8 protein-coding genes are annotated in these 9,587 nt (G+C 69.5%); 4 read left to right on the top strand and 4 right to left on the bottom strand.

Annotated features, from left to right (window positions below; genetic code table 11):
- Both ACWELJ_RS31510 and ACWELJ_RS31515 read left to right on the top strand, forming a co-directional pair.
- Window positions 1-1,587, top strand: a 1,587-nt coding sequence (locus tag ACWELJ_RS31510; RefSeq protein ID WP_452369727.1) for an alpha-(1->6)-mannopyranosyltransferase A, incomplete at its 5' end; no start/stop codon positions are given.
- Window positions 1,587-2,489, top strand: coding sequence for a phytoene/squalene synthase family protein (locus tag ACWELJ_RS31515; protein ID WP_452369728.1), 903 nt, complete (start codon window positions 1,587-1,589; stop codon window positions 2,487-2,489). The genes ACWELJ_RS31510 and ACWELJ_RS31515, both read left to right, overlap by 1 nt.
- A gap of 163 nt (window positions 2,490-2,652) precedes the next feature.
- Here ACWELJ_RS31515 and ACWELJ_RS31520 read toward each other — a convergent pair whose 3' ends face one another.
- Window positions 2,653-3,021: an Rv2175c family DNA-binding protein gene (locus tag ACWELJ_RS31520; RefSeq protein WP_452369729.1), complete on the bottom strand. Its 369-nt coding sequence runs from the start codon at window positions 3,019-3,021 to the stop codon at window positions 2,653-2,655.
- A 108-nt stretch (window positions 3,022-3,129) separates the two neighbouring features.
- On the opposite strand from ACWELJ_RS31520, the gene pknB reads away from it, so the two are divergent.
- Window positions 3,130-5,157: a Stk1 family PASTA domain-containing Ser/Thr kinase gene (gene pknB / locus ACWELJ_RS31525; RefSeq protein ID WP_452369730.1), complete on the top strand. Its 2,028-nt coding sequence runs from the start codon at window positions 3,130-3,132 to the stop codon at window positions 5,155-5,157.
- Between the two features lie 208 nt (window positions 5,158-5,365).
- Here pknB and ACWELJ_RS31530 read toward each other — a convergent pair whose 3' ends face one another.
- A complete protein-coding gene (locus ACWELJ_RS31530; RefSeq protein ID WP_452369731.1) occupies window positions 5,366-6,754 on the bottom strand; it encodes a class II 3-deoxy-7-phosphoheptulonate synthase in 1,389 nt (462 codons plus the stop codon).
- A 155-nt stretch (window positions 6,755-6,909) separates the two neighbouring features.
- Between ACWELJ_RS31530 and ACWELJ_RS31535 the strand changes: the two genes are divergently transcribed.
- Window positions 6,910-7,407, top strand: a complete 498-nt coding sequence (locus tag ACWELJ_RS31535) for a polyadenylate-specific 3'-exoribonuclease AS (protein ID WP_452369732.1) — start codon at window positions 6,910-6,912, stop codon at window positions 7,405-7,407.
- A gap of 75 nt (window positions 7,408-7,482) precedes the next feature.
- On the opposite strand, the gene ACWELJ_RS31540 is transcribed toward ACWELJ_RS31535, so the two are convergent.
- Together ACWELJ_RS31540 and ACWELJ_RS31545 are read right to left on the bottom strand one after the other, a co-directional pair.
- The gene (locus tag ACWELJ_RS31540; protein WP_452369733.1) at window positions 7,483-8,208 is read right to left on the bottom strand and encodes a lysophospholipid acyltransferase family protein; all 726 of its coding nucleotides are present in this window, start codon (window positions 8,206-8,208) and stop codon (window positions 7,483-7,485) included.
- 230 nt (window positions 8,209-8,438) lie between these two features.
- Window positions 8,439-9,443, bottom strand: coding sequence for an ROK family glucokinase (locus ACWELJ_RS31545; RefSeq protein ID WP_452369734.1), 1,005 nt, complete (start codon window positions 9,441-9,443; stop codon window positions 8,439-8,441).
- Window positions 9,444-9,587 lie beyond the last annotated feature (144 nt).

Raw genomic sequence — 9,587 nt, forward strand, 5'->3', positions numbered from 1 at the left:
GACCCGGAGTCTCCCGCCCCGAGCGCCCGCGCGACCTGGCAGGCCCGGGTGCGCCACGCCGCCGACTTCGCCCGCACCCCCGAGGGACACGCGGCCACGCTCGGCTTCTTCGGCGCCCTGCTGATCACCTTCGGCGGCTTCGGCGCGGGCGGCGTGCGGCGCAGCGACCCGCTGCTCGAGGCCATGCAGCTGTCGTGGCTGCGGTTCGGGCACGGCCTGGTGCTGTCGTCGATGTTCGTGTGGCTCGGCGTGATCGCCATGATCACCGCGTGGGTCCGGCTGGGACGCATCGTGATCGGCGGCCAGCCCGGCGCCTCGGTCACCCTCAACGAACTGCGCGCCATCGTCGGCATCTGGACCTTCCCGCTGCTGTTCGCGGTCCCCATGTTCAGCCGCGACGCCTACTCCTATCTGGCGCAGGGCGCGATGCTGCGCGACAACATCAACCCGTACCTGTACGGCCCGGTGGAGTTGAAGGCCAACGCCGCGGTCCTGCTCGACAACGTCAGCCCGGTCTGGACCACCACCACCGCGCCCTACGGGCCGGTCTTCCTGCTCATCGGGCGCGCCATCACCACCATCACCGGTGACAACGTGGTGGCCGGGACCATCGCGCTGCGGCTGGTCATGCTGCCCGGGCTGGCGCTCATGGTGTGGGCGGTCCCGCACCTGACCAAGCATCTGGGCGGCAAGCCGACCACCGCGCTGTGGCTGGCCGTGCTCAACCCGCTGGTGCTCATCCACCTCATCGGCGGCGTGCACAACGAGATGCTCATGGTCGGCCTGATGGCCGCCGGCATCGCGCTGGTGCTCGAGCACCATCACGCCGCGGGCATCGTGGTGGTCGCCATCGGCGTGGCCGTGAAGGCGACGGCGGGCGTGGCACTGCCATTCCTGGTGTGGATCTGGGTGATTCACGAACGCGAACGCCGCGCCGCCCAGCACGAGGGCGAACTGCCGCATCCGCTGCGCACCTTCGCCAAGATCGGCGCGCTCGGCGTGGCGGTGTTCGCGGCCGTGTTCGCCGTCGCCACCGTCGCGACCGGGCTGCGCGATCACCAGATCGGCTGGCTCACCGCGCTGTCGGGCTCCAAGAAGATCATCAACTGGCTCTCGCTGCCGACCATCATGGCCCACATCGTCACCTGGGTGACGCCGCTGCCGATGGACAAGGTGCTGCCGTGGACGCGCATGCTGTGCGCGATCGCCATGGTCGCCATCCTGGTGTGGGCCTGGTGGCGGTTCAAGAACAGCGAGAAGGAGGCCGTGCTCGGCATTCTCGTCGCGTTCGTGGCCATCGTGATCCTGTCCCCCGCCGCGCTGCCCTGGTACTACTCGTGGCCGCTGGCCCTGGCCGCGGGCTTCGCGCTCTCCACCCGGACATTGCAGGTCCTGGTCGGCTTGTGCACCTGGCTCATGCTGATCTTCCAGCCCGACGGGGCGCCGGTGTCCGACTACGTGCACGGCACCCTCGCGATCGTCGCCGCCGTGGTGGCGGCGGTCTCGCTGTGCAAGGTGGATCCGCTGAAACTGCGGGCCGGACGCCCGCAGACCGATCAACTCGCCGCCGCGCCCAGCCCCGCGTGATGCTGGAACACGCCTACCGCGCCTGCCGCCGCATCGCCGCCGAACACGGACGCACCTACTTCCTCGCCACCCGGCTGCTGGAACCCGAGCGAAGACCGGCCGTGCACGCGCTCTACGCCTTCGCCCGCCTGGTCGACGACATCGTCGACGCGAGCGACGCGCCCAGCCGCGCCACCGAATCCGCGGCCCGCCTCGACCGGATCGAACACGAACTGCGAGCCCGGCTGGCCGACGCGCCCACCGAACCGGGCGACAGCCACGAACAGCGGGTGCTGCTCGCGGTCGCCGACACCATCCGCCGGTACTCGATTGCCGCCGAACACTTCTGGGTGTTCCTCGACTCCATGCGCATGGACATCCCAGGCGCGCCCCAATACCGCGACCGCTACCCCACCATGGGCGAGCTCGAGGACTACATGCGCGGCTCGGCGGCCGCCATCGGGCTGCAACTGCTGCCGGTGCTGGGCACGGTCGTCCCGGTCGCCGAGGCCGAACCGGCCGCGGCCGCGCTCGGGGAAGCCTTCCAGCTCACCAATTTCCTGCGCGACGTCGGCGAGGACCTGGGCCGCGGCCGGGTGTACCTGCCCGCCGACGAACTGGCGGCCTTCGGCGTGGACGACGAATTGCTGTTCCACTGCCGCGAATCCGGCCGCACCGATCCGCGCGTCCGGCGTGCGCTCGCGCATCTGATCGCGATCAACAGAGGTGTCTACCGTCGCGCCACCCCCGGCATCGAGCTGCTGGTCCCGCGCGTGCGCCCCGCCATCCGGACCGCCGCCACCCTCTACGGCGGCATCCTCGACGAGATCGAGCGCGCCGACTACGCGGTCTTCACCCGCCGCGCCGTCGTCCCTCAGCACCGCCGCTTACGCGTCGCCGCAAGAGAACTCGTCGCCCGATAATTCGGTCCCAAACGCGACGACTGATTTCGCACCGTGGTGGGTAACTCGTCGGGCACGCCCGAAATCGGTTCGGCACATACCCGCCGGCACGGTTGCACGGCGGGTCACGGCTCTCAGTCGCCCGCCGCGCGGAGAGGCGGAGCGGCAGGCCCGGAGAGGCGGGCTAGTAGGGGTCCGCGGCGGCGCGGCGGATCACTTCGCGGGCCAGCGGCCCGTGGATGGCGTCGATGGGACGGCCGGGCAGGGTTTCGTCCTCGGTGTAGATCCACTCGAGGATTTCCTCGTCGGTGTACTTGCCGTCACGCATGACCGTGATCAGACCGGTCAGATGCTTGGCGACAGCGCCGGTGGAGTCGAAGAACTCCTTCGGGACACCGGCGATACCGTCCCGGCGGATCGCGATGATCTGATGGTCACGCAGCATCTGATGGACCCGGGTCACCACCATGCCCAGCTGCTCGGCCACGTCGGGCAGCGGGATCAGGGTCACCGAATCCGGCAGGACGTCTTCGCTGCAAGGAAAGGCACTCACGCCGACCACGGTAGTCTCTCGCGCCGCCACAGTCGCATCACACCCCGACGCGGCTACCATCGGGTGAGCCGCGCTGGGCGGCATTGACGAAAATCGGAAGGGTCGCAGTTGATCGGCCAGATGCTGGAAGGGCGCTACCGCATCGACGCGCCGATCGCGCGTGGCGGTATGTCCATGGTGTTCCGGGGGGTGGACACCCGGTTGGACCGACCGGTCGCCATCAAGGTGATGGACCCGAAGTTCGCCTCCGACCCGCAATTCCTCACCCGCTTCGAGCTCGAGGCGAGAGCGGTGGCCAAGCTCAAACACCCCTCCCTGGTGGCCGTCTACGACCAGGGCGTCGACGGTGACCACCCGTTCCTCATCATGGAACTGGTCGAGGGCGGCACCTTGCGCGAACTGCTGCGCGAACGCGGCCCCATGCCCCCGCACGCGGTGCGCGCCGTCGCCGAACCCGTGCTCTACGCCATCGGCGTGGCACACGCGGCCGGGCTGGTGCACCGCGACATCAAACCGGAGAACGTGCTCATCTCCGACTCCGGCGAGGTGAAGATCGCCGACTTCGGGCTGGTGCGCGCGGTCGCCGAAGCCAAGATCACCTCCGACAGCGTCATTCTCGGCACCGCCGCCTACCTCTCCCCCGAGCAGGTCACCGCCGGCAGCGCCGACGCCCGCAGCGACGTGTACTCCGCGGGCATCCTGATCTTCGAAATGCTCACCGGCCGAACCCCGTTCACCGGCGACAACTCGCTCTCGATCGCCCTGCAGCGGGTCGAGAAGGACGTGCCCGCGCCCGGCCGCCTGATCGGCGGCGTGCCCGCCGAGATCGACGAGCTGGTCGCGCACGCCACCGCCCGCGAACCCATGCACCGGTTCTCCAACGCCACCGAGATGGCCGACGAACTGCGCCGCATCGCCCGCGAACTGCGACTGCCGGACTACCGGGTGCCCGCGCCCGCCGAATCCGCCGAGCACCTCAGCGCCAAGTACCGGGTCGGGCCCACGCCCGCCCCGCGCGGTCCCGTGCATCCCCCGTCCCGGCCGATTCCCGGCGCGGCAGACCAGACCACCCGGTTCCAGGCCGATGCCACCACCCGGCTCCCGGCCGACCCGCCGACCGTGTTCGCGCCGCCCCAGCAGCCCCAGCACACCCGGGTCATGACCGCGGCGCGCGAGATCCCGGCCGAATACCGGCAGCAGGACTACGCCCCGCCGCCGGGCCAGCAGCACCCCGGCTCGGATCTGATCGAGGATCGCGGCAAGTCGCGGCGCCGGGTCGTGGTGTGGCTCAGCATCGTGGTCGCGCTGGCGGTGCTGCTGGGCATCGGCGGCTGGTGGCTGGGCGTGGGACGCTATTCGCCGGTGCCCACGATCGCCGGCATGGACACCCAGAAGGCGGTCGCCACGCTCCAGGACGCGGGCTTCACCACCGAGACCCGCAACAAGGCCTCCGACATGATCCCGGTCGGCAATGTGGTCGGCACCGACCCGCCCGCCGGCACCCGCGTCACCAAGGGCTCGCTGGTCGCGGTGCTGGTCTCCAGCGGCAAGCCGAAGGTGCCGGACGTGAGCCCAGGCCAGGACATCAGCACGGTCAACAAGGCCATCCGAGACGCCGGGCTCACCCCCGTGGACGCGGGCGAGGTGGGCAGTACCGCGGCGAAAGGCTCACTCGCCAAGGTGGATCCGGCGCCCGGCACCGTACTGCCGGCCAATGGCCAGGTGAAGGTCTACCGCAGCAAGGGATCCCTGCCGGTCAAGGTGCCGGACCTGCGCGGCAAGACGCAGGAGGAGGCCAAGACCGCCCTGCAGAAGGCCGGGCTCACCGTCACCTCCACCCGGGAGCAGTTCGACGCGAAGATCAAGTCCGGTCAGGTGATCGGCACCGATCCGGCCGCCGGCTCCAGCGCCGAATCCGGTTCTGGTGTGGTCCTGATCGTCAACAGCGCCCTCGACATGCCGAACCTGCTGGGCGCCAATGTCGGTACCGCCCGCGGCAAACTGCAGCAGATGGGGCTGACGGTCACCGTGCGCCAGCTGGCCAGCAACGACAGCTCGATCGTCATCTCCCAGAGCATCGCCCCCGGCGACGCCGTCGAACCGGGCGCCGGCATCACCCTCGTAGCCATTCCGTAGCCGCCTCCCCGCGACTTCAGCGGGCGGCTGGGAGCCGCTCTAACCGTCTCGCACCCGGACCTCGATAAGTACCGAACCGATACTGGACGTACCCGACGAGTTACTACCGTCACGAGATCAATAGTCGCCTTGGACAACGCAATACAGACCCGAGTGCCCGAACCGCTGATGTGGTCCGGGCACTCGGCACTTCTGAGGCTTCACCGAGTTAGCGCAGCATCTCCGCGACCAGGAAGGCCAGCTCCAGGGACTGCTGGGTGTTCAGGCGCGGGTCGCACGCGGTCTCGTAGCGCTCCTCGAGATTGAGGTCCGAGATGTCCTGCGCGCCACCGAGGCATTCGGTGACGTTCTCACCGGTGAGCTCGATGTGCAGGCCGCCCGGGTGGGTGCCCAGCGCGTGGTGCACCTCGAAGAAGCCCTGCACCTCGTCGACGATGCGGTCGAAGTGGCGGGTCTTGTAGCCGGTGGACGCCTCGTGGGTGTTGCCGTGCATCGGGTCGCACTGCCAGATCACCTGGTGGCCGGTGGCCTGCACCTTCTCGATGATCGGGGGCAGCACGTCGCGGACCTTCTGGTTGCCCATGCGGGCCACGATGGTCAGGCGGCCGGGCTCGTTGTTGGGGTCCAGGCGCTCGACGTACTCCACGGCCTGCTGCGGCGTGGTGCTCGGGCCGATCTTGAGACCGATCGGGTTGGCGATCAGCTCCGCGAACGCGACGTGCGCGCCGTCGAGCTGACGGGTGCGCTCACCGATCCACAGGAAGTGCGCCGACAGGTCGTAGAGCACCGGCTCGCCGGTGACGGGGTGCTCGCTCAGACGCAGCATGGCCCGCTCGTAGTCGAGCACCAGCGCCTCGTGACTGGCGTAGAGGCGGGCGCTGGACAGGTTCGGGTCGTTGACCCGGCAGGCCTTCATGAACGCCAGCGCGCGGTCGATCTCGGTGGCCATCTGCTCGTAGCGGGCCCCCGCCGGGGACTGCGCCACGAACTCGCGGTTCCAGTCGTGCACCTTGTGCAGATCGGCCATCCCGGCCGAGGTCAGCGCACGCACCAGGTTCATCGCGGCGGAGGCGTTGGCGTAGGCGCGGACCAGGCGCGACGGATCGTGCTCGCGCAGCCCGGCCTCGGCGACCAGCGAGTTCACCATGTCGCCGCGGTAGGACTTGAGGCCCAGCGAATCGACGTCGGCGGAACGGGGTTTGGCGTACTGGCCCGCGATCCGGGCCACCTTCACCACGGGCAGGCTCGCGCCGTAGGTCAGCACCACCGCCATCTGCAGCAGGGTGCGGATATTGCCGCGGATGTGCGGTTCGGTGTTGTCGGCGAAGGTCTCCGCGCAATCACCGCCCTGCATGAGGAAGGCCTCGCCGCGCGCCACCTCGGCTAAGCGTAGGCGCAGCTCCTCGACCTCGGCGGGCACGCAGATCGGCGGCACGCTCTCGAGGACGGTGCGCATTTTCTCGGCCTGCTCGGGATCCCACGACGGCTGCTGCAGGGCCGGGCGGGCGAGCGCCTCGTCGAGACGCCGACGGAGCTCGTCAGGCAGCGGAGGAAGTTCCGGCAAGCGATCGATCGGTACGTCGACGGTCCAGTTCACGTGTTCAGAATACGGATTGCTCTTGGTGACCCGGACCACCCCTAGGGCTCGAGTTGCTCACACCGCGCTCGGGCCGCGTGGCGCGGCCGCTTAGGCTGGGACCGGATTGCCCCGGAAACGTATCCCGGACCCGAGCTGAGGAGAGACCCATCTCATTGCGGTACTTTTACGATTCGGAATTCATCGAGGACGGCACCGTCATCGACCTCGTCTCCATCGCGGTGGTCTGTGAGGACGGACGCGAGTTCTACGCGATCTCCACCGAATTCGACCCCGAGAAGGCCGGACCGTTCGTCCGCCGCAATGTCCTGCCGAAGCTACCGCCGCCGTCCTCGCCATTGTGGCGTTCCCGCCAGCGCATCCGCGACGACCTCTACAAGTTTCTGGTCCCGCGCCCCGGCGTGGAACCCGAACTGTGGGCCTGGGTCGGCGCCTACGACCACGTGGCACTGTGCCAGCTGTGGGGTTCCATGGTGGATCTGCCCAACGCGCTGCCCCGCTACACCAACGAACTGCGCCAGCACTGGGACCAGCACGGCCGCCCGCCGCTGCCGCCGGTGCCGAAGGACGCGCACGACGCGCTGGCCGACGCCCGCCACAACCTGGCCAAATTCGAGGCCATCGAAGCCCACCGTCGCTTGCGAGCGGTGTGAGCCGCGATACCGGGCAGACGAAAGGCCCCGGGAGACTTGGTCTCCCGGGGCCTTTCCGGTTCCAGCCGGCGGGGACTAGCCCGCCAGGGTCTCGGGGACGCGGTCGGCGTCGGGGCGGCTGCCCGAGGGCACGCCCTTCTTCAGGCTCGCGGCGTAGACGTCCACGTATTCCTGGTCGCCCATCCGCATCAGCTCGTACATGATCTCGTCGGTGACGGCGCGCTCGACGAAGCGGTTGCCGCCCATGCCCTCGTAGCGCGAGAAGTCGATCGGCTCACCGAATTTCACGGTGACCTTGCGCGGCCGCCAGCGGAACGGACCGGGAGGGCACACCTCGTCGGTGCCGATCAGGGCAACCGGGATCACCGGTACTCCGGTCTCCAGGGCGAGGCGTGCCACCCCGGTCTTGCCCTTGTAGAGGCGCCCGTCCGGGGAGCGGGTGCCCTCGGGGTACAGGCCGACCAGACGGCCCTCACCCAGCAGCTTGCGCGCGGTGTTCAGCGCCGACTCGGCGGCGTCGGCACCGGAACGATCGATCGGGTACTGGCCGGTGCCGGAGAAGAAGAATTTCTGCAGCCGGCCCTTGAGACCGGGGGTGGTGAAGTATTCGGCCTTGGCCAGGTAGGTGATCCGGCGCGGGCTCATCAGCGGGGTGAACAGCCAGTCGGTGAACGACAGATGGTTGCCGGCCAGAATGGCCGCGCCCTTCGGGGGAATGTTCTCGACGCCCTCGACCTCGGGCCGATTGATGAGATGCATCAGCGGCCCCACCAAGACGAACTTCAGCAGCCAGTAGAACATCGCGTCCTTTCCCCTGTTTTCGATACCCGGGACCGGCCTCATTGCGGGCACCACTCGCTTCAACACCCTACCGCTGAGACCTGAGAGCAACCAACCGGTGGTGACTTGATTCTCCGATGTCGGGACCAACGTCCCACGCTCCGGAATTCGGAACCCGATGAATTGGCTCCGACCAGTACGAAATCAGTTGTCGCCGCGGGCAACGAAAGAACGCCCAGGATCCCGAATGATCAGCGACGCCCCGGCGCGACGGTAATCGCGGCCTGCTCGGCGACAACCGCCGCGCGCGCCAATTCCGCCGCGCCGATCATGCCCGCGGCCTCGCCCAGTTGGGCGGTGCGGATGCGGGCCAGGCGGCGGTGGCGGGCGCCGGTGATGGAACCGGCGTAGTGCTCGCGGGCCTCGTCGAGGAACAGCGGGGCCGAACTGCTCACGCCGCCCGCCACCACGATCAGGTCCGGGTCGAAGATGTCGCTCACGAACGCCAGGCCCAGGCCGAGCCAGCGCGCGAAGTCCGCCATCACCTCGAGCGCGACCGGGTCGCCGTCCTGGGCCGCGCCGGCCACCCGGCGACCGGTCAGTGAGCCCGGGTCGCGGCCCGCCTCGCGGGCCAGCACCGTCGAGCGCTGCGGGTCGGTGGCCAGCAGTTCCAGGGCGGTGTCCACCAGAGCCGTTCCGCTGCAATACCGCTCCCAGCAGCCGCGCTTGCCGCACGCGCAGGCGCGGCCGTTCGGCACCACCTGCAGATGCCCGAGTTCGGGTGCGACACCGTAGCTTCCGCGATACAGCTGCCCGTTCATCAGCAGGGCCGCGCCGATGCCGGTGCCGATGGCGACCAGCACCACATTGCGCCCGCCCGCCGCCGCGCCGAAGCGGTACTCGGCCCACAGCGCGGCATTGGCGTCGTGTTCGAGGATCACCGGCAGGCCGAGCCGATCGGTGAGCCGCTGCGCGACCGGGGCGTCCTCCCACGGCAGATGCGGGGCGAAACGCACGGTGGCGCGGTCCTCGTCGACGAAGCCCGCCACCGCGAGCCCGACCGCGCCGATGGCGTGGCGGCCGCGCAGTTCGCGCACCGCGCGGGCCAGGCCGTCCTCCAGGGCGCGCGCCGAATGCGGGGTCGGCGCGGTGACGGTGTCGAGCACCTCGCCCGCACCGTCGACCACCGACGCCCGGATATTGGTGCCGCCCACATCGATACCCACGGTCAACGGCACATCCACACCGCCCGTCATGCCTTGATGGTCACGTCGATGGGCACGTACTTGCCGCGCTTGGGCCGTCGCGCGCCGCTCGATGGGGTGGCGTGACCGGACGCGGAGCCGCCCTCACGACCGGAGCCGCCGGCATGGCCGGAGCCGGTGGATGCGGGTTGTCCG

It is taken from the genome of Nocardia sp. NPDC004582, assembly GCF_053602115.1.

Bases quoted from the DNA above. Each gene is read 5' to 3' on its own strand.
- ACWELJ_RS31515 (WP_452369728.1), top strand. From the start codon at position 1,587: ATGCTGGAACACGCCTACCGCGCCTGCCGCCGCATCGCCGCCGAACAC.
- ACWELJ_RS31545 (WP_452369734.1), bottom strand. From the start codon at position 9,443: ATGACGGGCGGTGTGGATGTGCCGTTGACCGTGGGTATCGATGTGGGC.
- ACWELJ_RS31540 (WP_452369733.1), bottom strand. From the start codon at position 8,208: ATGTTCTACTGGCTGCTGAAGTTCGTCTTGGTGGGGCCGCTGATGCAT.